The sequence below is a fragment of the Maritimimonas rapanae genome, from assembly GCF_057837205.1.
In genome coordinates this window covers 511305-536333 of the sequence record NZ_JBYQFI010000001.1, presented here as the reverse complement: position 1 = coordinate 536333, position 25029 = coordinate 511305, and the positions used below count along the sequence as shown (strand labels likewise).

The following is a 25029-nucleotide window of genomic DNA, read 5'->3' as shown; positions in this document are numbered from 1 at the left end:
GTTAACCATTAAAATTATTAAAATGGAATCGTTAGTAAAATTTGTACAAGACGAATTTGTAACAAAAAAAGAAATTCCTGAATTTTCTGCAGGAGATACAATTACTGTATACTACGAAATTAAAGAAGGTAGCAAAACTAGAACTCAATTCTTTAGAGGTGTTGTAATTCAAAGAAGAGGAACTGGCACATCAGAAACTTTTACTATTAGAAAAATGTCTGGTACCGTTGGGGTTGAGCGTATTTTCCCTATTAACCTACCTGCTATTCAAAAAATAGAAGTTAACAAGAAAGGTAAAGTAAGAAGAGCAAGAATCTATTACTTTAGAAACCTTACTGGTAAAAAAGCAAGAATAAAAGAACAACGTATTTAATTCTAGTCTTAAAAATATGTAAAAAGCCGCTTCAATATTGAAGCGGCTTTTTGTATTAACAAATGTTGATAAATACTTCTAATATCTCATTGAAAACTTATTAATAACTAAGCACCTATTTTTCTTGACTAAATAAATTTACATACTATTTTAGCAATAGAATTTACAAAGGGTTAGAAGTTGAGAAATGGTTTAGCCTTCGGATTAAAATATTTTGAAACTAATAAAACGTAAATTCTAAAAAGAACGTTCTTTTGTTTTTAATTTCTATAGAATAGAACCAAGTATTTAGCATGAATAATTGGAATTATTGAAGAGATTAAAAATTTGTTAATCATTTTAAATACAATATTTGGTTGTTTTTAACAAACAAAAAGTATCAAAAAAAGGTTAACCGAAATATATTAGCAGAGTGAGCTGTTTTTATTAATAGTAAACTGTAATTAAGCAATTAATTACAAACTCGTGTTAAATGTTTCAGCTAAAAGCCGAATATGAATTTCATGTTCGGCTTTAGTTTTATATATAACTATTATTAACAATTGTTAATAACTCATGTTAAAAAGTAGTTAGTAAGTTGATTTACTGATAGATGTATTTAAGATACTTATTACTTTAAATTTACTCCTGAATCTAAATAAAATTAAAATTACCCCTTTTTTAATTAGGCTATGAAAGAGAATTACTATGAGCTATTTAGATTCGGTTTTAAACGAGAAATCGTTTATGTTGTTTTTAACATTTCATAATTCAGTGTTTAGCGCACAATTTTTTGATAAAAAATAATAAAAACAACAACCTAAAAGCACCTTAACCGCATAATTAAGGTGCTTTTTATTTGCACATTTTCTATTTTCTTTTTCAATAGCTTTATTCAAAAAATTAACGCTATAAATAGTATATTTGCTTCGCTAATTTTTTAGCCTATAAAAACGCACTAGTTTTTATTTAGAGAAAATTAAAACATTAAAACATGTCTGAAACAGCAAAGATTATTTACACCATAACAGATGAGGCTCCGGCTTTAGCAACACATTCGTTTTTACCAATTGTGAAAGCTTTTACCAAATCTTCTAATGTAACTGTAGAAACCAAAGACATTTCTCTAGCAGGAAGAATTTTAGCAAACTTTTCAGACTACTTAAATGAAAATCAACGTGTTGAAGATGCTCTTGCTCAGTTAGGTGAATTAGCAAAAAAACCTGAAGCAAATATTATAAAACTACCAAACATTAGTGCTTCTGTACCACAATTAAAAGCAGCAATAAAAGAACTTCAAGGTTTAGGCTACGCCTTACCAGATTACCCAGAAGAAACAGAAAGCGAACAAGATAAAGTTGTTTTAGCTCTCTATAATAAAGTGAAGGGGTCTGCTGTAAATCCTGTATTGCGTGAGGGTAATTCTGATCGACGTGCTCCAAAGGCAGTTAAAAATTATGCTAAAAAGAATCCTCACTCTATGGGTGTTTGGAGTTCAGAATCTAAATCGCATGTATCTACAATGTCGCATAGCGATTTTGCACATAACGAAAAGTCTATCACTATAGAAGAAGCTACATCAGTTAGTATTCAGTTTGTTGGCGAAAATAAAAGTACTTTCCTGTTAAAGAAAGATATACCATTATTAAAAGGAGAGATAATAGATGCTACTGCAATGAATAAAAAAGCACTTTTAGCTTTTTTAGAAGAACAAGTGCAAGATGCTAAAGAAAAAGGTGTACTCTTTTCTTTACACATGAAAGCGACAATGATGAAAGTATCTGACCCCATAATTTTTGGTCATGCAGTTCGTGTATTCTTTAAAGAATTGTTTGAAAAACATGGTGATACTTTTAAAGAGATTGGTGTTGATGTAAATAACGGTTTTGGAAATTTATTGAGTAACCTTGATGAATTATCTAAAGATAAGAAGAATGAAATTTTAACAGATATTGAAGCTATTTATAATAAGAATCCTGATCTGGCAATGGTAAATTCTGATAAAGGGATTACTAATTTACATGTTCCTTCTGATGTAATTATAGATGCATCTATGCCAGCAATGATCCGTACTTCTGGGCAAATGTGGAATAAAGATGGTAATCAACAAGATACCAAAGCTGTAATACCAGATAGTTCATATGCTGGTATCTATCAAGTAACTATTGATTTTTGTAAAAAACATGGCGCTTTTGATCCTGCTACTATGGGTACAGTGCCAAACGTAGGATTAATGGCTCAAAAGGCCGAAGAATATGGGTCACACGATAAAACTTTTGAAATAGAAGCAAAAGGTAAGGTTCGGGTTATTGACTCAAATGGTGTAGCTTTAATTGAACATGAAGTAGAAGAAGGTGACATCTGGAGAATGTGCCAGGTTAAAGATGCCCCAGTACAAGACTGGGTAAAATTAGCTGTATCTAGAGCAAAAGCAACGCAGACTCCTGCTGTTTTTTGGTTAGATAAAAATAGAGCTCATGATGCTGAATTGATTAAAAAAGTTGAAAAATATTTACCAAATCATGATACTTCTGGTTTAGAAATTAAAATTCTATCTCCTGTAAAGGCAACTCAATATACTTTAGAAAGAATAAAAGACGGTAAAGACACTATTTCGGTTACTGGTAATGTATTACGTGATTATTTAACCGACCTCTTCCCTATTCTAGAATTAGGCACATCAGCAAAAATGCTATCGATCGTACCTTTAATGAATGGTGGAGGATTATTTGAAACAGGTGCTGGTGGTTCTGCACCTAAGCATGTACAACAATTTGTTGCAGAAAATCATTTGCGCTGGGATTCTTTAGGTGAATTTTTGGCACTAGCAGTATCTTTAGAACATTTAGGCGAAACTACTAATAATAAGAAGGCATTTGTATTAGCTGAAGCATTAGATGATGCTACCGATAAGTTTTTAGATAGTAAGAAATCTCCTTCGCGTAAGGCTGGTGAACTAGATAATCGTGGTAGTCATTTTTATCTAGCAATGTATTGGGCACAAGCATTAGCTGGTCAAGATAAAGATGCTGAGTTAAAAGATCAATTCGCTAGAATTGCTAAAGAGATGGAAACGAATGAATCTAAAATTATAAATGAATTAAATGCTATTCAAGGTAATCCTATAAATATTGGTGGTTATTATGAGCCAAATGAAGATTTGGTAAGCACAGCTATGAGACCTAATACTATTCTTAATAATATAGTAGCATCAATTTAAATAAAAAATTGAATTCATAAAAAAAGCGGGTGAAATTTCACCCGCTTTTTAAATTACCATCTTTTCCTTTTTTAATTCAAAGTAGTCAGAACTAAAAAAACACTAAACCAACTTTTCCTTTTTCATATTTTATGACACATACTTTTGTTAAAAGTCACATTTGATTCTAAAAAATAGTTACATATTTCTTTTATGAGTATTTTTGAATATGAGTTTTACCAAAACTACCGAGCAAGATTCTAATTACAATCACTTAGAAAAAATGTCTGTTTCTGAGTTGTTAATAAACATTAACAATGAGGATAAAACTGTAGCTCATTCCGTTGAAAAAGCTATTTCGCAAATAGAAAAATTAGCTGAACAAATCGTTAATAAATTAAAAAATGGAGGCCGATTATTCTATATAGGAGCTGGAACAAGTGGCCGTTTAGGAATAGTAGATGCCTCTGAATGCCCTCCAACTTTTGGAGTTTCACATGATTTAGTTATCGGATTAATGGCTGGTGGAGACTCAGCAATAAGAAAAGCCGTAGAATTCGCTGAAGATAGTACAGAACAAGGTTGGAAAGATCTACAAGAATATCAAGTTTCAGAAAAAGACGTAGTGGTTGGTATTGCAGCTTCTGGCACCACGCCTTATGTAATTGGAGCATTACAAAGTTGTAATGAACATAATATTATTACCGGATGTATAACTTGCAATCTAGAAAGTCCTTTAGCTTTAACTGCTCAGTTTCCAATTGTAATAGTTGTAGGGCCAGAATTTGTGACAGGAAGTTCGCGAATGAAAGCAGGTACCGCTCAAAAATTAGTATTAAATATGCTTTCTACTTCTGCTATGATACAACTTGGAAAGGTTAAAGGAAATAAAATGGTAGATATGCAACTTTCTAATAACAAATTGGTAGATAGAGGTACTAAAATGGTTATGAATACTCTTAATATTAGTGAAAGTTCAGCCAACAAATTACTACTAAAATATGGTAGTGTACGCAATGCAATTAATAATTACAAGAAATGAGCAAACAAAAAACACCAGTTTCTAAGGGATTGAAATACTTTGCATTGGCTTTACCATTACTTTTTGGAGCTCCTATAATAATTACTATGGGGTTTAAAGCATTAGCAAAAGACAATTCTTATATTATTTTAATTATCGGAATATTGCTGGCTCTTTTAGCCATAATAATTACTGCTAAGGCTGTTATTAGTATTATGAGAGCGATTTTTGAAAAGGATGAAGAATAAGGTTTTTTATACAAAACTTACTAAATGGGAACACTGGCCTACCTATATGTTTTATGTTCCATTAATACCTTATTACATCTGGAAAGCAATAAAAGCTAGAAACTTAATTTTCTATTTAGCCACAAATCCAGCAATAAAATATTCTGGCAATGGCACTGAATCTAAATACAAAACGATTCAATTAATACCTGAACAATTTAGACCAAAAACTGTTTTAGTTGCTAAATCTCAAATCTTTAATGTTACTAAAGAGCTCGTTAAGAGTCAAGGAATTGAATACCCTTTAATAGCAAAACCAGATGTAGGTTTTAGAGGGTATTTGGTGAAAAAAATAGATACAGAAAACGAGCTTGAATCTTATCTAAAAAGAAATGATATTGATATCATTATTCAAGAATTTGTAGATTATAAAAACGAGTGTGGTATTTTTTATTCTAGAGTGCCGGACACCAAGAATGGCGAAATATCATCTATTACATTAAAGAAATTTTTAACTATTAAAGGCGACGGAATTTCTACCTTATCGAATCTTATTTTAAATGATAAGCGTGCTTATCTTTATTATGATCTTTTAAAAAATATTCATAAAGATTCTATGGAGGTAGTTCTTAAAAAAGATGAAGAAAAAATACTTACTGTTATCGGTAACCATTCTAAAGGGACTCAATTTTTAAATGGTAATCATCTTATTTGTGACGAATTAATAAAAACCATAGATACGCTGAACCAGCAAATTAATGGTTGGTTTTATGGAAGGCTTGATATTAAATATGATACTTTCGAAAAATTAAAAAAGGGTGAAGATTTTAAAATTTTAGAAATCAATGGTATTATTTCTGAACCCACACATATTTACGACGCCCAAGGAGCTACATATTTTGATGCTCTAAAGAGTATTAAAAGTCATTGGAAAGTGATGAATAATATCGCTAGAAAAAATCATGATGTTTTTAACGTGTCTTACCCAAAACTAATACCATATCTTAAAGATATTTTTTGGTTAAGAAAGTATTCAAAAAAAATAATTGGTTTAAATAAAGTAAACTAAGAGCCTATTCTTCTTTCGAACTTTGGAGTTGTTGGGTTATAACCAAAATCAGCATCTGGTAACTCAATACCCAACTCTGCAATAATATATCCTATGCTTGCGAAATGGTGAATAGCATGGCTATGGGCCTGAATTAAAATAGAATTCAACGTATAATTAGCAGTAACTTTTCCTAAACCTAAATCATCTGTAACTTCTACTAACTGATTTAAATCTAATTCTTTTATGGTTTCTACTTTAGAAAAAATTTCATCAAAATAAGCTAATCCAAAGGCAATTTTATTTTCGGCTAATTCATTACGCTTTCTAGCTGTAAGATCTATTTGCCGTGTTTCTAATCCATCAAAAATACAGTCGAACACATCTAAAATATGGCGCATATGCCTACCAATACTAGAGTAATAAGGTTTTACAGATTCGTCACTATACTGAATATCTGTTATATTATTCAATAATCTTACTCCTCTATTAAGATTGTGTTGAATAGCATTAATCATATTATAAGGGTTAAAATTTGACGGTTAGTCGCAAATATAATAATTAATTTACGCGATACTATTTTTAGATTTATCATTAATCAACTTATTATCAACAACTATAATTTAAAGAGTACTATTTATAATTAGTGTTACATTCTTTCTTTTGGTTACATTAAAAATATTAAACTTTTTAAAATTTTGATTGTCAGCGATTTAATAGCTCATTTTTTTACCATCGATGCTTTGAAAATTTTCTTTGGCATGCTCTTTGAAAATTGTATAGAAAGTGGAAGCCGAAAAACTGATAGAGTAGGCATAATCCTTAAAACCATATATTATGAAAAAAGGACTACTATTAATTTTAGGAATGCTCATGATGGTTTCTACTGCTGAAGCCAACGAAGGCATTAAATCGAACAGTACTAAGGGTTATTTTAACTACTATGGTACTAAACCAATTAAGTTTACCGAACGCGGTATTAAGTTTTTTGTGTTCCCGAATGGCGATGTAGATTTTAATACACATTCTCGCAATTATAGAACACAGTATTACTATAGAAATGGCAGACGTTATTCTAAACGAATTCCGCATAGAGGTGTAAAAATAGATAGAGATTATTTCGGTCGAGTTCGTAGAGTGGGTAATGTATTTATCAATTATAACAGATACGGTAATGTAACCAGGGTTGGTTCTGTTTTTATCGATTACCATCGAGGTAGAAGATTAAAACGTGTAGGAGGATTACACCTTAAATATGATCGTTCAGGTAGAGTAAGATATTTTGGTCAAGTAAAATCACGTTTTGGATATGCAAATAACGATTATTACTTTGATGACTTTATCTATGATTATCATGATGATTTCTTCTATAATGATGATTTTTATACTGATTATGAAGATTATGGAGAAGATGATAATTATTACTACTATAGATCTAAAAGTGGCAAAAAAGGATATAGTAAAGGATTAAAAAAAGGTCACAAAAAAGGAAAGATCATTAAACGTAAAAAATTGAAAAAAATCGATGATTTCGATGATGGTTATAAAGAGAGAAAAAAGAGAAGATAATTAGACGATGGCTAAAACCCGTATCATAAATTTTGATGCGGGTTTTTTATTTCGTATAGTTTCTAAACACTTCTTGAATATCACTCGATATTTTTAGTCTAATTATTAAAAACAGATAAATAGCAGAAACTATTAAAGTCTTTAATAAAATATTTGCTATTGGATGAAACGGAAAGTTCCAGAAATAAAATGTTAATAGTAGTAATAGTATAACAATCATTATTTTTAGCGTACCCTCAGTAAAGGGTTGCATCTTCAATTTTCTTTGCACGTAAACAACTTTAATAATACTATAAATAAACACTACAATTAAAGTAGCTAAAGCTGCTCCGTTAATTCCATACAATCCAATTAACCATTTATTTAAAATAATAACACTTATAGACATAGCAACTGAAAAATAAAAGAAGGCTTTATAGTATTTAGAATTTGTTAAAATGGCTCCATTAGTACCAATAGCAGTTTTAATAATTTCGGATAATGAGATGATAAATACGATAATAATTCCTACAGAAAATTCTGATTTATTAATAAGTAAATAAAGATCTTTTACATTTAAATTAATAAGTAAAAACAATAAACCACCACCAATTAAAAGGTTTAATGAACTCTTTTTATATAAAGAATCTACTTCGTCTAAATTGTCTTCATTCAGTTCTTTTGCCGTAAGAGGGTTAATAATTTGTTTCATTGCTCTAGATGGAATAGAAATAACAGAAGCGATATAGATACCTACAGAATAATATGCAACTTTTGCTATTAGTTCTTGTTGCGGTATCATAAACTTATCTATTTCTAATAAAATGCCAGCTGCAGAACCCGCGAGAATAATATAGAGTGAATAGGATAAAATTTCCTTTATATTATCCGGTAGTTTAAATGTAAAAGTTGGTTTATAAACAGAGAACGCGTATATCATCATAATTAACATTCTTATAAAATAGACCATTACAATTGCGTAGATAAATTGCTCTTCGGTAATCTTATCTAAATAAACTAAGACTAATAAAATAGTTGCTGAAACACGGGCAAAAACTTCTTTTATAAAATTACCAAAGACAGATTGTAGCCTAATTTTCGTCCAAGAATAAAATACTTCGAAATAACCCATAAAAATAGCTACCAAGAAAATAAGGTATGTATACGGCTTTATTATCGCGTTCTTATTAGACAACCACCCTGCAATTGTTTCATAAGTTAATGCACCAATTAACCCTAAAGGAACTATAATTAATAATGGCAACACCAAAGATGTTGTTAAAAATTGATCTTTTTCAAATTTTGTTTTATAAGCACTAAAAAATTTAATTATGGTATGCTGCATACCAAAAATTAATAAGGGTAAAATAATATTAGCAGAAGAAAGTAAAAAGGTAACTAATCCGTAATAATCTTCGTGCAAGAAATGAGTATATAAAAACAGTACATTCATCCCGCCAATAGCGAAACCTAAAAAAATAACAATGGTGTTTTTAAAAGATTGCTTTAAAACGATACCCATATTAATGCTTCTGAGTGATCAATTTTTTAGTGAGATAATTAAACCGAATATACAACATAATTGCAGAAGCTGTTAAGCCTGCCAATAGACCAATCCAAATACCAACACTTCCATAAACATCTTCTTTTCCTAAAAAATAACTTATAGGGAAACCTATAACCCAATAAGCAATAAAAGTTATAAAAGTAGGAATCTTTACATCTTGTAATCCACGCAAAGCACCTAAAACTACCACTTGAACTCCATCAGAAATCTGAAACACCGCCGCAACCAGTAATAATTTAGCAGCTATACCAATCACAGTCATATTATCAACTTGATTACTTAGATCATTTTGATCAAGGTATAACAATGGTAAATCTTGATTAAAGATCATAAAAATCAATGCAAAGAAAATATCTAGAATAACTACCAAGAAAAAGATTGAAATTGCTATTCTTCGCAATTCTTTAAAATTTTGTAGGCCTTTTTGATTTCCAACTCGAATCATAGCCGCCACACTTAAACCCATGGCAACCATAAATGTCATAGAAGACAAGTTTAACGCAATCTGATTAGCCGCCTGTGGGTTTTTGCCTAAAGCTCCAGAGAGCCAAATAGCAGCAGTAAATATGGCAACTTCAAAAAGCATTTGTAAAGCAGAAGGAAAACCTAGATCGATAATTTTTTTGAGTATTCTTTTTTTGATATTACTAAAACTAAAACGCTCCATGTAAGGCTTGAACTTATCTTTTTGTTTGAGTAGAATCCAAATAAAGATTAACATTATTATTCTTGAAACCAACGTTCCGATAGCTGCACCGATTATTCCTAATTGAGGAAAGCCAAACTTTCCAAAAATTAACAAATAATTCAAAATCACATTAATTACATTCGCTAAAATGGTTGCCCACATTGCGTATTTTGTTTGTGAAAGCCCATCTGCAAATTGCTTAAATCCTTGAAACATTATAAGCGGAATCAACGAAAAAGCAACCAAATTCAAATATGGCATTGCGTACTCTACCACTTCAACAGGTTGGTTCATATGGTACATTAAGGGCTTGATGAGTAAAATCATCAAGAAAAGTGACACTCCTAAAATGGTGCAAAGAAATAGCCCATGATTAAATGCTTGTTTGCCTTTTTCTATATTTTTTTCGCCATCAGCTTCAGCTACCAAAGGAGTAATCGCTGTAGAAAAACCAATACCTAAGCTCATTGCAATAAAAATAAAACTGTTACCTAAAGAAACTGCAGCTAATTCTGCTGTACCCAATTGACCAACCATAATATTATCTATAAAACTCACTAGCGTATGCCCTATCATACCCAACATAACTGGGTAGGCAAGCTTTAAATTATAGCGGAATTCAGAAGTATAGGTGCTTAAATTCAAGGTTTGATTATTCAGCTGATAAAGGTAATAGATTCATTACTATTTATTAACCAAAACATCTTAAACTGTAACTTTTATGTTTTTTATACGACTTTAATGTAAAGCTTTATTAAATAATGGTCTTTAAGCATTTAACATCACTTATTAAGGTAGTCACATTTTGGAGTCTTCTTATGATAATTCCTGTTTTAGGGAGTTGTCAAGGCGATGATAGTGTTACAACTCCAATTGATAATAATCCTCCTTCTATAGATGGATTTAATACTGAACTATTGCAAACAGCAATTAAAAATGCTTCTACACTGAATAATTTTTATGCTTTATTGGTTTTAAAAGATAACAAAATAGTTATTGAAGAATATTATAATAATAAGAATTCAAATTCTTTGTTTCACTTACGTTCGATCACTAAAAATTTTACTTCAGCATTAGCTGATATTGCAATGAATGAAGGATTAATAGATGGAGTGAATAGCTCGATTAAAAGTTTTTACCCCAATTTAATTACAGGTGATAAAGAAGCGATTACTGTACAACATTTGCTAAATATGTCATCTGGCCTTAGTTGGAATGAAGAGCAAGAAGTAATTGATTTTTTAAGCAATAATAAAACCAATTCAGTTACAAACTTACTTTCTAGAGAGCTTACAGCTACACCTGGTTCTACATTTAACTACAATACTTTATCTCCACATGTATTGAGTTACATTATCAGTGATCAAGCCAACACTTCTTTTGAAGATTATGCTAAGGAAAAATTATTATTGCCCCTAGGCATATCTCAATATGAATGGCAAAAGGATACGGAAGGTGCTGCTTGGGCGGGGGCTGGATTACAATTAAAAGCACGAGATCTTGCTAAATTCGGACAATTATATTTAAACAATGGTGTTTTTAACGGACAACGATTAATATCTCAAGAATGGATTGATGCTTCAAAAACTACTCAAATTCAAAGTTCATCTTCAACTACTGGTTATAGCAATCAATGGTGGATTGCTCAAAACTTAAATACGTCGTTATATTATGGACAAGGTTTTGGAGGTCAAACCCTAATGCTATTACCCGAAAAGAATATTATTATTATCGCTTTTCAAGAATATCTAGTGAGTTTTACACAAAGCAATAAACAATGGAATGATTTTTTAACTAATGTATTTAATCCTCTTTTTCAATCTATTGAATAAATAAGCTACATTTTATATACGAAATTAGCTTTTAAGTAGTTATATATTTAAACTTTTTTATATGAGTAGAAAGATTAAACTCTTGATACTCCCCTTATTATTTATCGTTTTATCATGTTCTCAAGACGAAGAAATTATTTCTCCTGAAGAAGAAGTCATTTCTAATAGTGAACTATCTGTTGAAGAAGAAATATTAAAATTAGTAAATGAACATCGTGAAAGCATCGGTAAATCAAAGCTAAATCGAAGCTCTGTTGCTGATAATTTAGCAAAAGAACATACTAATTATATGATAAACAAAGAGAAAATCAGTCATGATAATTTTAACGATAGATTTAATGAATTACAACAAAAAGTAAACGCTAAAAGTGCTGGAGAAAATGTAGCTTCTGGTTATCCTTCAGCAAAAAGTGTAATGAATGGGTGGTTAAATAGTAGCGGCCATAAAGCTAATATTGAGGGCAGTTTTACCCATATTGGTATCGCCGCAATTAAAGATGATCAACAGCGATACTATTATACCCAGCTTTTCTACCGTAAATAGTTATACAAAAGTATACTAAAACCTTTAAAATTGAGTTATATAAACTAAGCTAAACAATTTATAATTATCATGAATAAAAAATTATTTTTATGGGTAATCCCAGTCGCTTTATTATTATTGTCTTGGTCTGATGGCAAATTAGATCACAACCCAAATGTGGCAGATGAATTTACAGTTGCTAACGAATTAATAGCATTAGTGAACAATCATCGAGCTAGTATTGGCAAGCCTCTTTTAAAGAGAAATGCAACAGCAGATAAGTTAGCTGCGCAGCATGCTGAATACATTGCCAAAAAAGGTGTAAATCATGACAATTACGACTCAAGGTGGGAAGTGCTAGAAGAAAAAGAGAATGCAGAAGAAGTTACTGAAAACATTGGCTTTGACATAAGTGCTGAAAAAGCATTAGCCACATGCTTAGAAAGCATCTGGTTAAAAGCAAATGTTGAGGGTGATTTTACACACACAGGTATTGCTGTAAAAAAAGATAGCAAGGGTAGATATTTCTACACCCAAATCTTCTTTAAGTAACATTTCAAAAAAGGATATTATTGTACATTAGCTATACATAAAAGTATGGCTAATGTATATTGATATTTATCAAATAGATGCCTTTACGGATACACACTTTGGTGGAAATCCTGCTGCTATTTGCCCACTTGAACGATGGCTTTCTGACGATATTCTTCTAAAAATTGCTAAAGAAAATAATCTAGCAGAAACAGCTTATTTTATAAAGTTAGATAATGGCAACTATCATTTAAGATGGTTTACGCCAGAAATAGAAATGGACCTATGTGGTCATGCAACTCTAGCTTCAGCATATGTTTTATTTGAACATTTAGATTACAACGAGGATACAATCTCTTTTGAAACTCAAAGTGGTATTTTAAATATTAAAAAAGAAGGTGATTTCATAGAAATGAACTTTCCTTCTCGCCCACCTCAAAAAACTGAATTACCCAAAATTATATCTAATGCTCTAAATATTCAACCAAAGGAGGTTTATAAGGCTAGAGATTATTTATTAGTTTATGAAAATGAGGATGATGTTAAAAATTTAAAACCTAATCAAGCACTATTAAATCAAATAAACTTAGATCCCGGTGGTATAATAGTTACAGCAAAAGGAAATAATGTGGATTTTGTTTCTCGCTTTTTCACACCACAAGCAGCTCTGTTTGAAGATCCTGCTACAGGCTCTGCACATTGCACGTTAGTTCCCTTCTGGTCTGATAGATTAGGCAAAAAAGAATTACATGCTTTACAAATCTCAGAACGCAAGGGAGAATTATTCTGTAGATTAGAAAAGAATCGAGTTTTTCTTAAAGGAAAGGCAGTAAAATATTTAAAAGGTCAAATTACTATTTAAATAAGAAAAGGTTATAATTTATAATTACATGAACAACTATTGATTAACCAAACTTTGTGTAAAATTATTAATCGGTTTTATAACATCAACCTTAAGAAAGAAGACCAATTAAAGAATTTCTGTAACTTTACATTAATTTAATTCATTCATGTAGTTATTATTTACCCCTAAGCTAAAACCAAATCTAGTTTCGTTTTCGCTACCCAATCTATGAATAGCTACTTTACCTAGTGAAATCTTTCCAAATTCTTTATTCGTAATATTTTTTGAATTAAAAAATAAACCTCCTGTAAATTGCTTCTTGGTATTATACTCACTCTTTATTTTATTATTTTGATAAAAATTAATCGACAAAATCTTATCTGCATTATTATAAGCACATATAATACCTAGAGCATCCCAAAACATGTAGTTTTTACTCTCTTGTAATTCTCGACTTGGTTTACCAAAAGTTTCAATAAGAGTGTTGTAATTAGCTGGAAACATTAATTTACGTCCATCTATTAAAACTTCATCTGAAATACAATTTATTATAATATACTTCTTTTTCTTTGTAAAAAACCTAATCATACTTTCAATATTTGGAGTAAACTTAGTTTCTATTTCTTAAGTTTTTCTAAAGTCACTACTATATCATCTATAGTTCAAAACAAAAAAATCCCACTCAAATGAGCGGGATTTTTTTATACTAAATGTAGTCTTAGACTACTCTTCTTTTACTTCTTCGAAGTCTACATCTTGTACATCATCACCTTCGGTTGCAGAACCGTTTGCGCTAGCATCTGGACCAGCAGCTCCACCTGCTTGAGCTTCTTGTTGTGCTTTGTACATTTCTTCTGAAGCTACTTTCCAAGCTTCATTGATCTTCTCCATTGCAGCATCAATTTGATCTAAATCTTTAGATTCATGCGCTTTCTTCAATTCTTCTAAAGCAGCTTCGATTGGTGCTTTTTTATCATCAGATAATTTATCACCAAATTCGCTTAATTGCTTTTCTGTTTGGAAGATCATAGAATCAGCTCCGTTTATCTTATCAGCAGTTTCTTTAGCCGCTTTATCCGCTTCAGCGTTAGCTTCTGCGTCAGCCTTCATCTTTTCGATTTCCTCATCTGTTAATCCAGAAGAAGCTTCAATTCTAATGTTATGCTCTTTACCAGTACCTTTATCCTTGGCAGATACATTGATAATACCATTCGCATCAATATCAAATGTCACTTCAATTTGAGGTACGCCTCTTGGCGCTGGTGGAATTCCATCTAAATGGAAACGACCAATTGTTTTATTATCTCCCGCCATAGCACGTTCACCTTGTAATACGTGAATCTCTACTGATGGTTGGTTATCAGCAGCTGTTGAGAATACTTGAGATTTTTTAGTTGGGATTGTAGTATTAGCTTCAATCAATTTAGTCATCACATTACCCATAGTTTCGATACCTAATGATAAAGGAGTAACATCTAATAACAATACATCTTTTACATCACCTGTTAATACACCACCTTGAATTGCAGCACCTACAGCAACTACCTCATCAGGATTCACTCCTTTACTCGGTGCTTTTCCAAAGAATTTTTCAACAGCAGCTTGCACTGCAGGAATACGAGTTGAACCACCAACTAAAATAATTTCATCGATATCACCGGTTGATAAATCAGCATTCTTTAATGCAGTTTTACATGGCTCGATGGTTCTTTTAATTAGATCATCAATTAATTTTTCGAAATGCGATCTAGTTAATGTTCTTACCAAGTGTTTTGGACCGCTTGCTGTAGCTGTAACATATGGCAAATTGATTTCTGTTTGTGCAGAAGAAGATAATTCAATCTTCGCTTTTTCAGCAGCTTCTTTTAAACGTTGTAAAGCCATTGGGTCTTCACGAAGATCCATGCTTTCATCTTTCTTAAATTCTTCAGCTAACCAATTGATTATTTTTTGATCAACGTCGTCACCACCTAAATGCGTATCACCATCAGTAGATAACACTTCAAAAACACCATCTCCAAGCTCTAATATAGATACATCATGCGTACCTCCACCAAAGTCAAAAACAACAATTTTCTTGTCTTCATTCTTTTTATCCATCCCATAAGCCAATGCCGCAGCAGTAGGCTCATTAATGATACGTTCTACTTTTAATCCAGCAATTTCACCAGCTTCTTTAGTAGCTTGGCGCTGTGCATCATTAAAATATGCTGGTACAGTAATTACCGCTTGAGTTACCGAAGTACCTAAGTAATCTTCAGCAGTTTTCTTCATTTTCTGCAATACCATAGCCGATAATTCTTGTGGTGTATATAAACGACCATCTATATCAACTCTTGGTGTATTGTTATCGCCTTTTACAACTTTGTAAGGCACTCTTTCAGCTTCTTTTTGAGACTCAGAGTATTTATTACCCATAAATCTTTTAATAGAATAAACTGTTTTTGTCGGGTTTGTAACCGCTTGACGCTTTGCAGGATCACCAACTTTAATCTCTCCACCATCTACAAAAGCAATTACAGACGGAGTTGTTCTTTTTCCTTCAGCATTAGGAATTACAACTGGCTCATTACCTTCCATTACAGAAACACATGAGTTGGTTGTTCCTAAATCTATTCCTATAATTTTACTCATAATATATTTTAATTGTTTTTTTGATTTTATTTACTAATTCGATTAGTTAGTGTCAATCATTATGCCAGTGGCCAATTTTAAAGGTTTTGACAGAAAAATTTTAATAAAAATGACAGAGTGTCATAATTTTTAAGAAGAATAAAATATTTATACTATAAAAGCTGTCTTAATTAATCCTTTTTTTACTTTAGCCGAAAGTATCATTATAATGGAAAGCATTAGTGTTTTTGACATGTTAAAGATTGGCGTTGGACCTTCAAGTTCTCATACACTAGGGCCTTGGCGTGCTGCCGAACGTTGGATACAAGAACTAAAGGATGCTAAGCTTTTTAATAAAGTTGATAGCGTTAAAGTTGACTTATACGGTTCTTTATCCTTAACGGGAAAAGGGCATGCTACTGATTTAGCTATTTTACTAGGATTATCGGGTGCTGACCCAGAAACGGTTCCTGTTGAGAATATATCAAAGATTATTGATGAAATAAAGAATACCGAAATCTTGAATTTAAATAATGAATTAAAAATTCCATTTAATATAAAAGATTCTATCATATTTAATCGTGAATTCTTGCCTTTTCATGCAAACGGATTAACTTTTACAGCCCATACAAAAGAGGATGATCTCTCTTCTACCTTCTACTCTATTGGTGGCGGTTTTGTAGTTAAAGAGGAATTAGAAAATTCAAAAAAACAGGAAAAAATTTTTAATACAGTTTTTCCGTACCCCATTCAAAAAGCAAATGAATTATTAAAATATTGTAACGATCTCAACAAATCAATTTCTGAGGTTGTTTTAGAAAATGAAAAATCAATCCGCTCAACTGAAAAAATTGATAATGAAATCAATCGAATTTGGAACACTATGCTCGAGTGTATGTTCATTGGTTGCCACACAGAAGGAAACTTGCCCGGCGGATTAAATGTACGTCGTAGAGCTTTTGATACACATCAAAAATTAAAAGGTGATTTTGCATACAACTCATCTCAAGAATGGTTAGAAACTATTCGAAAAACTGAAGTTAAATTTCGACAAATTTTAAAATGGGTAAGCTGTTTCGCCTTGAGTGTGAATGAGGTAAATGCTTCTTTAGGACGTGTGGTTACAGCTCCAACAAACGGAAGTGCAGGTGTAATTCCTGCTGTATTAATGTACTATTTAGTAATTGAAGATCATAAAGCTGACTTCAAGCATATTAAACAATTTTTATTAGTAGCAGGTGAAATAGGTAGTATCTTTAAAAAAGGAGCGACGATATCTGCAGCCATGGGGGGTTGTCAGGCAGAAATCGGTGTGTCATCAGCGATGGCTGCAGCAGCTTTGTGTGAACTGTTAGGTGGAAACCCAGAACAGGTAATGATAGCAGCAGAAATAGCTATGGAACATCACTTAGGATTAACTTGTGACCCAATTGGCGGACTTGTACAAGTACCTTGTATAGAGCGTAATTCTATGGGTGCCATTAAAGCAATTCATGCTGCAGAATTAGCTTTAGAAACCGACCCTAAAAATGTAAAAGTGCCTTTAGATAAAGTAGTAGATACGATGTGGGAAACCGCTAAAGACATGAATAATAAGTACAAAGAAACTTCAGAAGGTGGCTTAGCTGTAAAAGTTAGTTTGTCTGACTGTTAATCTATTATTACTTTATCACCTAAAAACTTAGGCTGTACATTAAATAATATATCCAAAAAGACTTTTGTTCTAGCTAGATATTCTCTCAATTTCACCTTAAGACCATAACGTCCCGAAATATCTCTTGCGTTAAACCCAATAGCTTTTATTCCAAAATTTTCGGCTAAATATATAGCCCGTTCATTGTGGAATTGCTGTGATATTATAGTTACTCTTTCTTGTTCGAAAATTTCTTTAACGCGAACTACTGAATCCAGTGTTCTAAATCCTGCATAATCCAAATAAATTTTATTCTTTGGTATTCCAGCAGCAACTAAATCATTTTTAAAGGTGGTTGGTTCATCATACGTTTTAGAACCATTATCCCCGCTAACAATGACATAATCAATTTTTCCTGATTTAAATAATTTTATTGCGGCTTCAATACGGTATTTATAATATAAATTGATTTGTCCGTTTTGCAAAAACTTGGATGTACCCAATACCAACCCTACTTTGTTTTTTGAAATTGATTCAATTGTTGAAAACGTTTTGTTCTTAGCAGTTTTTTCTATTTTGTAGTTTGAGAGAACAATAAATATCAAAATTACAAAAGACAGGATTACACTTATTCTAAAAAATTTGATAAGTTTTTTCTTCATTTATCTAGTAAAAACCAATTCAGTTTCTGTAGACATATTTGCGTCGTAAGCATAACCTTCTCTATCGAACCCTTTTAATCCTTCTATATCCTCAATATTATTATTAACAATGTAACGCACCATATAACCTCGTGCTAACTTAGCAAATGTCATAATAGTTTTGTATTGCCCATTTTTAAAATCTTTAAAAATCGGTGTAACAATAGGCACTTTTAATACTTTAGGTTTAATTGCTTTAAAATATTCTGCACTAGCTAAATTAACAAAGAGCTCACCCTCTTCTAACTCATCATTTAAAGCTTCTGTAATAGTGTTGTCCCAAAACTGATATAAATTATCTTTTCTACCAACTTTTAAGCGTGTTCCCATTTCTAAACGATACGGTTGCATTAGATCTAATGGCTTCAACAACCCATATTGACCGGAAAGAATTCGTAATTTATCTTGTAATTGATCTAATTTCTCTTCTGGTAACGTATCTATATCTAAGCCACGGTATACGTCTCCTTTAAAGGTATAAATAGCTTGTCTTGCATTATTGATAGTGAATGGTAAAGACCAATTCTGATTACGTTCATAATTCAATTGACCTAAATTATCGGATATACTCATCAGCTTAGATAATTGCTTGGCACTTTTCTTTTTTAAAACATTCGACAACTTTTCTGATTGTTCTAAAAAAGCTGGTTCTGTATATCTATTGGTGGGTATTTGGGTTTCGCAATCGAGTGATTTTGCTGGTGAGATAACTATTTTCATTTTTACATTTATTTATGTTATAAAAATACAACCGAAAATAACAATCATCAAACTTTTATCAATTTTAAAAATTGATATCAAAATCACAAGAATTGATGCTTTTAATTAAACTTGATTCTTAATCTATTTTCTGTTAACTTCGCTTATCGACCGATATAGCTCATTGAAATGAAACCATACCTAAACATTGTGCTTAATAAAAAAAATATGACTACGCGATCACTATTATTTATTCAAATGATAATATTATTTATTAGCTGTTCAAATGATGATGAAATAGAACAATCGTCGAATATCTCAAAAGACTTCATAGCGCAATATTCATTAAATAATAATACTATTGATACTAGTAAAAATGAAAATCACGGAGAGATTACTGGAAATGTATTACCCACTAACAACCGATTTTCGAATGAACTCTCTGCCATGTACTTTAAACCAAATCAGGCTTACATAAATGTAGATGATTCTGACGAACTCAACCTTTTGGAATCCTTTACAATTTCTGTATGGGTAAATTCAGCTCCTACGGAAAAAGGTCGTTGGAAAACTATTATTAGCAAATGGGGTTGGGGAGATGGATATTATTTAGGCATAAATCCGGATAATTTGAACTTTCGTTTCAATATGGGTGGAATTCCAATTGAACTAGATAATTTCCCAATACGTAAATGGACCCACATTGTGGTTTCGTATGATTCGTCAATTCTTAAAATTTATTTGAATGGGATAATTTCTATGGAAGTTTCTGTTAAGAATATTATGGAGGGAACCCATTATCCTTTCAGAATAGGAGAGCAAGATGGCTTTAGCAGTGGTACGGGTTTTAATGGTAGTATAGATGATGTTTTGATTTATGACAGAGCTCTTGATATGGACGAAATAAACGAATTATTTGTTGGTAATTACTAAGCACAACTACGGATATAATTAATTGCTTGACTTTAGACTACTTACGGAAATACTTGTGGATTTTCAGCTAGGTGTGCACTTGCAAAGTTAACAGTTATACCACGCAACTACTCATAGCCAAGACAGATAAGCGAAATTGATATTTACCTCCTAGAATAATTAGGTGATTCTTTAGTAATCATCACATCATGTGGGTGGCTTTCATTAATACCAGAAGATGTAATTTTTACAAATTTTCCGTTTTCTTTAAGTGCATCAATATCTTTGGCTCCACAATACCCCATACCAGCTCGTAAACCACCTACAAATTGGTGAATACTTTCAAATAATTCGCCTTTATATGGTACTCGACCTACAATACCTTCTGGTACTAATTTTTTAATATCGTCTTCAACATCCTGAAAATAACGATCTTTTGAACCTTGTTTCATAGCTTCTACCGACCCCATCCCTCGATAAGATTTGAACTTGCGTCCTTCATAAATAATAGTCTCTCCAGGTGATTCTTTTGTGCCTGCTAACAATGAACCTAACATTACACTATCCGCTCCAGCGGCAATTGCTTTTGGTATATCGCCTGTATATCGAATTCCACCATCGGCAATTACAGGTACCCCACTATTTTTAATAGCTTCAGCAACATCTAAAACAGCAGAAAATTGTGGAAATCCTACTCCTGCCACTACTCTAGTTGTGCAAATAGAACCAGGTCCGATACCTACTTTTACTCCATCTGCTCCAGCTTCTACCAAATATTTAGCAGCTTCTGGTGTGGCAATATTACCCACGACAACATCTAATTGAGAATATTTTTTCTTGATTTTATGAAGAACAGTTACTACTCCTTTTGTATGACCGTGAGCCGTATCAATTATTACAGCATCTACACCAGCATTAACCAAGGCCTCTGTCCTATCTAATACATCTGGTGTAACACCTAAAGCGGCGGCAACTCTTAATCGACCATACTTATCTTTATTTGCTATTGGTTTTTGTGTAACCTTAGTAATATCTCTAAAGGTTATTAAACCTGAAAGTTTATAATTATCATCAACAATCAATAATTTTTCAATTTTATTTGCTTGAAGAATAGCTTCAGCATCATTTAATGAAGTTCCTACTGCCGCAGTAACCAAATTTTCACTTGTCATTACATCAGTAATTGGTCGGTCATTATCTTTTTCAAAACGTAAATCACGGTTTGTAACAATACCCAATAATTTTCCTTCATCATCAACAATCGGAATTCCGCCTATCTTATGCTCAGCCATATTTCGTTTTGCATCCCCAACTTTAGCAGATAAAGGCAAAGTAACTGGATCTATAATCATACCAGATTCGGCACGTTTTACCTTACGCACTTCGGCAGCTTGTCTCTCTATAGACATGTTTTTATGCAATACACCAATACCACCTTCGCGAGCGATGGCTATAGCCATGGCAGATTCAGTCACAGTATCCATTGCAGCTGATACTATAGGAACATTAATGGTAATGTTTCTTGAAAATTTTGTTTGAATATTTACTTCTCGCGGTAATACTTCTGAAAAGGCCGGAACTAAAAGTACGTCGTCGTAGGTTAATCCTTCTCCTACAAACTTAGATTGGTGGGATGTCATGATGCAATTAAGATTTAATTGCGAGCAAATATACTTCTTTTAGAGGAATTTATATTATTTAAAATCAAAAATCTAGCAACCACAATTATCATTACCACAATCATCAGTTTTCTTCTTCTTTTTAAGGAATTTATCGTATAAAATCCATAAAGCAAAAGCTACCGCTGCAATTAATAATATGTTCTGAACTAAGTTCATTTACTTTAAAAACTGATACACTATTAAAGCGACTACATAAGCTATAGTCGTCATACCTACTAGTTGAATTACAGGCCACTTCCAACTATTTGTTTCTCTCTTAACTATTGCTAAGGTACTCATACATTGCATAGCGAAGGCATAAAACAGCAATAAGGAGACACCTGAAGCAAAATTATAAATTGGTCTGCCTGTTATACTATCTACATCTTTTCGCATTTTATTTTTGATAGGAGTTTCATCTTCTGAACCAACGCTGTAGATGGTTGCCAAAGTGCCTACAAATACTTCTCTAGCAGCAAAAGAAGTAATTAAAGCAATGCCAATTTTCCAATCATAACCTAAAGGTTTAATAACTGGCTCAATTGATTTTCCTAAAATACCGATATAAGAATTTTCAAGCTTGTAAGAAGCAATTCGACTTTCTAATTCTTCGGTATTTAAGCTTGAATATTCTTTTCGAACAATCTCGTCTGCATTTTTAAAATTATTTGTTGGACCAAAAGAAGCAAGCATCCATAATAATATTGATATTGCTAAAATGATCTTACCTGCACCAAAAACAAAAGCTTTTGTTTTTTCGATCATGTGATATAGCACATTCTTAAATAATGGCAATTTATAGTCAGGCATTTCGATCACGAAATATGATTTAGACTTTATTTTTAACACTCTATTTAAAATAGATGCCGCAAAAATGGCAGAAACAAAGCCTAAAAGATATAACAACATTAAAGTAATACCTTGCAGATTGAAAAGACCACCAAAGACTCTTTGGTTCGGAATTACCAAGCTGATAATAATAGCATAAACAGGTATTCTAGCAGAACATGTAGTAAAAGGTGTTACTAAAATGGTGATTAAACGTTCTTTCCAGCTTTCTATGTTTCTAGCTGCCATAATTGCCGGAATTGCACACGCCGTACCTGAAATAAGTGGTACTACACTCTTCCCGCTAAGGCCATAACGCTTCATAATTCTATCCATTAAAAAAACTACACGACTCATATAGCCAGTCTCCTCTAAAATGGATAACACCATAAATAAAAAAGCAATTTGCGGTATAAAAATGACCACACCACCAATACCAGGAATAATACCTTCTGCTAATAAATTAGTAAATACGCCTGGTGGTAAATTATTTTTAACCCATTCGCTCATTGATGCAAAAGAAGCATCTATAAAATCCATTGGAGCTTCTGACCAATAGAATAATCCCTGAAAAATTAAAAAGAGAATTGCAAAAAAGATGATATAACCAAAAATAGGATGAGTTAATACAGCATCTAGTTTAGCTCGCAAATCAGTTGCTTTATTTCTACTTACTGTATACGATTTATTTAAAGCATCTGTTAAGAATTGATATCTCTTTATTGTTTCGCGATGCTTGATCTTTTTTTCATCATTATCTTGTTTATCTAAGATTCCGTACACATTTTGAAAACAAGGTTCTAAATTCAGCGATTGATAGTCAATAATCTCTTTTTTTAACTCTTTAATACCAGTGTTTTCTTTGGTACTAATTAGTAAAATCTTAGTTTTTAGATCATCCTCTAAACTTTCTATATCAATAGAAATCCCTTTAGCTTTCATCTGATCTTGCATATTTATTGCAAGAATAGTAGGTAGCCCAAGATCTTTAACTTGAGTAAATAATAGTAGATTTCGCTTTAGATTTTCTACATCTGCTATAACAATTACGACATCTGGAAAATTTTGATTGGACGACTCAGATAACACTTTAACTGCTATATCTTCATCAATAGAACTAGCATTTAAACTATAAGTGCCTGGCAAATCTATTACTAGAGCTTTCGTTTTATCTGATATACTACTTATACCGGTCTTTTTATCTACTGTAACACCAGGATAATTACCTACTTTTTGATTAAGACCAGTAAGCCTATTAAATAACGATGTTTTACCTGTATTAGGATTACCTACCAAGGCAACCTTTAGCTGCCTTTTCATACTTTTTCCACTTGAATTTTAAAGGCAGTTTCTTTACGGATCGCTAAGTAAGTACCATTAATATTTAAATATAATGGGTCTGCAAAAGGTGCATGTTGAACCAGCTCTACATAACTACCTTCTATACATCCCATTTCTATTAATTTTAATGGAATTTCTTTAACAGTAACTCTCTTAATAATTGCTTTCTCTCCTTTATTTAAATCAGCTATGGTAGTCTTGTTCATTTTATTTTCTTTTAAAAAGCTGACTTAAAATTATAATTACAGATGTAGAAAAAGAAAGTGTCATTAAAGTACCCGAAAACATAACTAAGTATTTCATCCATAAAATACCTTTCCATAAGAAATATATCCCTCCGAATGTGAGTAGAACTGAGGCAAAAGGTTCTAATAATAAGAATAGTTTTAAGTGATAATTTAATTTTGCTGTTACTAATATAATCCCAACTAAAAAGAATATTAAAGACATTGATAATATATGAGAATGTACAATCGTTAACATTTCTCTATCAGATTTTTTGAATTTCATTACCTCTACATCATCAATATCTTCGTTACCTAGATAATTTTCTTCAATACCACTTGGTTTAGTCCCAGAGGTTTCATCTACAAAGGACAAACCTGTAAAAAAACCAACACTTAACACCAATAAAAAAGCTCCAATTAGGAGTTTAATTTCTTTTGGGAAAGTAAGTAGTAGTCCGTTTAATTGCATATTGATTATATCACTTTATGCTCTTGAAGTTTTTCGATGGTTTTTAAAAGATTATTTACAGCTATCGTCATAGAATTTGCGGAAATAGTGGCTCCGGAAATTGCAATAATATCTTTTTCGTATTTTAATCTGTCTGTTTTATTTTTACCAATGAATTGTTTCAACCATCTTTTGCTACCTATTTCTCCTCCATAATCTTCTCTATAAATCAGTACTTTTGCTTTCTTAATAATAAAATTTTCATCAAATAAGACTAAATAATCAAACTCATCAGTTTTACTAGGAGCTTTTTCTACAAAAGCATAACCTATAAGTTTTTGATCATGATAAATTTTTAAAAAATTCTTATCACTTATTTTTTGAATTAATTCTTTATTAACTTCTGGTGAAACGGTAATTTGTTCTAAAGAAAACTCTTCGATGTTAAAAGCAATTTTTATTTCTTTAGAAACTTTTTTCTGTAGTTTAGAGAAAGAATTAAAAGACATTAAAGCAATTGAAATTATTGCCATAAAAAGAAATAAAATCTTCGATTTATTCATGCTACAAAAGTAATATTTTTATT

General features: G+C 31.6%; 25 protein-coding genes. 12 read left to right on the top strand and 13 right to left on the bottom strand.

Features of this window, described 5'->3' with window-relative positions; translation table 11 throughout:
- Positions 1-22: 22 nt before the first annotated feature.
- The 5 genes from rplS (at position 23) to AC3IF2_RS02495 (ending at position 5868) form a co-directional block, all read left to right on the top strand.
- The gene (rplS, locus tag AC3IF2_RS02515) at positions 23-373 is read left to right on the top strand and encodes a 50S ribosomal protein L19 (RefSeq protein WP_489165444.1); all 351 of its coding nucleotides are present in this window, start codon (positions 23-25) and stop codon (positions 371-373) included.
- A gap of 973 nt (positions 374-1346) precedes the next feature.
- Positions 1347-3572 carry an NADP-dependent isocitrate dehydrogenase gene (locus AC3IF2_RS02510; RefSeq protein ID WP_489165443.1) on the top strand — a complete coding sequence of 742 codons (2226 nt, stop codon included), beginning with the start codon at positions 1347-1349 and terminating at the stop codon, positions 3570-3572.
- Between the two features lie 208 nt (positions 3573-3780).
- Positions 3781-4593 (top strand): N-acetylmuramic acid 6-phosphate etherase, encoded by an 813-nt coding sequence (murQ, locus tag AC3IF2_RS02505; protein ID WP_489165442.1) that lies wholly within the window; start codon positions 3781-3783, stop codon positions 4591-4593.
- Complete coding sequence (locus AC3IF2_RS02500) at positions 4590-4820, top strand: DUF6095 family protein (protein ID WP_489165441.1); 231 nt, start codon at positions 4590-4592, stop codon at positions 4818-4820. Before murQ ends, AC3IF2_RS02500 begins: the two co-directional genes overlap by 4 nt.
- Entirely contained in the window at positions 4810-5868 is a 1059-nt protein-coding gene (locus AC3IF2_RS02495; protein ID WP_489165440.1) for a hypothetical protein, read from the top strand. Before AC3IF2_RS02500 ends, AC3IF2_RS02495 begins: the two co-directional genes overlap by 11 nt.
- Here AC3IF2_RS02495 and AC3IF2_RS02490 read toward each other — a convergent pair.
- Entirely contained in the window at positions 5865-6365 is a 501-nt protein-coding gene (locus AC3IF2_RS02490) for a DinB family protein (RefSeq protein ID WP_489165439.1), read from the bottom strand. The two genes, AC3IF2_RS02495 and AC3IF2_RS02490, sit on opposite strands and share 4 nt — an antisense overlap.
- Positions 6366-6684: 319 nt before the next feature.
- Here AC3IF2_RS02490 and AC3IF2_RS02485 point away from each other — a divergent pair, with 319 nt between their 5' ends.
- Positions 6685-7416, top strand: a complete 732-nt coding sequence (locus AC3IF2_RS02485) for a hypothetical protein (protein ID WP_489165438.1) — start codon at positions 6685-6687, stop codon at positions 7414-7416.
- A gap of 46 nt (positions 7417-7462) precedes the next feature.
- On the opposite strand, the gene AC3IF2_RS02480 is transcribed toward AC3IF2_RS02485, so the two are convergent.
- Both AC3IF2_RS02480 and AC3IF2_RS02475 read right to left on the bottom strand, forming a co-directional pair.
- Positions 7463-8917 carry a lipopolysaccharide biosynthesis protein gene (locus tag AC3IF2_RS02480; protein WP_489165437.1) on the bottom strand — a complete coding sequence of 485 codons (1455 nt, stop codon included), beginning with the start codon at positions 8915-8917 and terminating at the stop codon, positions 7463-7465.
- 1 nt (position 8918) lies between these two features.
- A complete protein-coding gene (locus tag AC3IF2_RS02475; protein ID WP_489165435.1) occupies positions 8919-10295 on the bottom strand; it encodes an MATE family efflux transporter in 1377 nt (458 codons plus the stop codon).
- A 116-nt stretch (positions 10296-10411) separates the two neighbouring features.
- On the opposite strand from AC3IF2_RS02475, the gene AC3IF2_RS02470 reads away from it, so the two are divergent.
- The 4 genes from AC3IF2_RS02470 to AC3IF2_RS02455 all read left to right on the top strand — a co-directional run bounded on the left by AC3IF2_RS02470 (position 10412) and on the right by AC3IF2_RS02455 (position 13398).
- On the top strand, positions 10412-11482 hold the full coding sequence (locus AC3IF2_RS02470; RefSeq protein ID WP_489165434.1) for a serine hydrolase domain-containing protein: 1071 nt from the start codon (positions 10412-10414) through the stop codon (positions 11480-11482).
- Between the two features lie 61 nt (positions 11483-11543).
- Positions 11544-12026: a CAP domain-containing protein gene (locus AC3IF2_RS02465; protein ID WP_489165433.1), complete on the top strand. Its 483-nt coding sequence runs from the start codon at positions 11544-11546 to the stop codon at positions 12024-12026.
- Between the two features lie 69 nt (positions 12027-12095).
- Positions 12096-12557 carry a CAP domain-containing protein gene (locus AC3IF2_RS02460; RefSeq protein WP_489165432.1) on the top strand — a complete coding sequence of 154 codons (462 nt, stop codon included), beginning with the start codon at positions 12096-12098 and terminating at the stop codon, positions 12555-12557.
- A 52-nt stretch (positions 12558-12609) separates the two neighbouring features.
- A complete protein-coding gene (locus AC3IF2_RS02455) occupies positions 12610-13398 on the top strand; it encodes a PhzF family phenazine biosynthesis protein (protein ID WP_489165431.1) in 789 nt (262 codons plus the stop codon).
- A 132-nt stretch (positions 13399-13530) separates the two neighbouring features.
- On the opposite strand, the gene AC3IF2_RS02450 is transcribed toward AC3IF2_RS02455, so the two are convergent.
- Together AC3IF2_RS02450 and dnaK are read right to left on the bottom strand one after the other, a co-directional pair.
- Complete coding sequence (locus AC3IF2_RS02450; protein ID WP_489165430.1) at positions 13531-13968, bottom strand: DUF7738 domain-containing protein; 438 nt, start codon at positions 13966-13968, stop codon at positions 13531-13533.
- 135 nt (positions 13969-14103) lie between these two features.
- Complete coding sequence (gene dnaK / locus AC3IF2_RS02445) at positions 14104-16014, bottom strand: molecular chaperone DnaK (protein ID WP_489165429.1); 1911 nt, start codon at positions 16012-16014, stop codon at positions 14104-14106.
- Positions 16015-16222: 208 nt separating this feature from the next.
- On the opposite strand from dnaK, the gene AC3IF2_RS02440 reads away from it, so the two are divergent.
- Positions 16223-17647 (top strand): L-serine ammonia-lyase, encoded by a 1425-nt coding sequence (locus AC3IF2_RS02440; RefSeq protein WP_489165428.1) that lies wholly within the window; start codon positions 16223-16225, stop codon positions 17645-17647.
- Here the strand turns inward: AC3IF2_RS02440 and AC3IF2_RS02435 are convergent.
- Together AC3IF2_RS02435 and yaaA are read right to left on the bottom strand one after the other, a co-directional pair.
- Positions 17644-18288, bottom strand: a complete 645-nt coding sequence (locus tag AC3IF2_RS02435) for a SanA/YdcF family protein (RefSeq protein WP_489165427.1) — start codon at positions 18286-18288, stop codon at positions 17644-17646. The genes AC3IF2_RS02440 and AC3IF2_RS02435 overlap by 4 nt on opposite strands.
- The gene (gene yaaA, locus AC3IF2_RS02430; protein ID WP_489165426.1) at positions 18289-19047 is read right to left on the bottom strand and encodes a peroxide stress protein YaaA; all 759 of its coding nucleotides are present in this window, start codon (positions 19045-19047) and stop codon (positions 18289-18291) included.
- A gap of 207 nt (positions 19048-19254) precedes the next feature.
- Here yaaA and AC3IF2_RS02425 point away from each other — a divergent pair, with 207 nt between their 5' ends.
- The gene (locus AC3IF2_RS02425) at positions 19255-19959 is read left to right on the top strand and encodes a LamG domain-containing protein (protein WP_489165425.1); all 705 of its coding nucleotides are present in this window, start codon (positions 19255-19257) and stop codon (positions 19957-19959) included.
- A gap of 143 nt (positions 19960-20102) precedes the next feature.
- On the opposite strand, the gene guaB is transcribed toward AC3IF2_RS02425, so the two are convergent.
- The 6 genes from guaB to AC3IF2_RS02395 form a co-directional block, all read right to left on the bottom strand.
- Complete coding sequence (gene guaB, locus AC3IF2_RS02420) at positions 20103-21578, bottom strand: IMP dehydrogenase (RefSeq protein ID WP_489165424.1); 1476 nt, start codon at positions 21576-21578, stop codon at positions 20103-20105.
- 72 nt (positions 21579-21650) lie between these two features.
- Complete coding sequence (locus AC3IF2_RS02415; RefSeq protein ID WP_489165423.1) at positions 21651-21776, bottom strand: FeoB-associated Cys-rich membrane protein; 126 nt, start codon at positions 21774-21776, stop codon at positions 21651-21653.
- Positions 21777-23747 carry a ferrous iron transport protein B gene (gene feoB, locus AC3IF2_RS02410; protein WP_489165422.1) on the bottom strand — a complete coding sequence of 657 codons (1971 nt, stop codon included), beginning with the start codon at positions 23745-23747 and terminating at the stop codon, positions 21777-21779.
- The gene (locus tag AC3IF2_RS02405; RefSeq protein ID WP_489165421.1) at positions 23744-23974 is read right to left on the bottom strand and encodes a FeoA family protein; all 231 of its coding nucleotides are present in this window, start codon (positions 23972-23974) and stop codon (positions 23744-23746) included. Before AC3IF2_RS02405 ends, feoB begins: the two co-directional genes overlap by 4 nt.
- 1 nt (position 23975) lies before the next feature.
- Positions 23976-24464: a hypothetical protein gene (locus AC3IF2_RS02400; RefSeq protein ID WP_489165420.1), complete on the bottom strand. Its 489-nt coding sequence runs from the start codon at positions 24462-24464 to the stop codon at positions 23976-23978.
- 5 nt (positions 24465-24469) lie between these two features.
- Entirely contained in the window at positions 24470-24976 is a 507-nt protein-coding gene (locus AC3IF2_RS02395; RefSeq protein WP_489165418.1) for an FMN-binding protein, read from the bottom strand.
- Between the last annotated feature and the right edge of the window lie 53 nt (positions 24977-25029).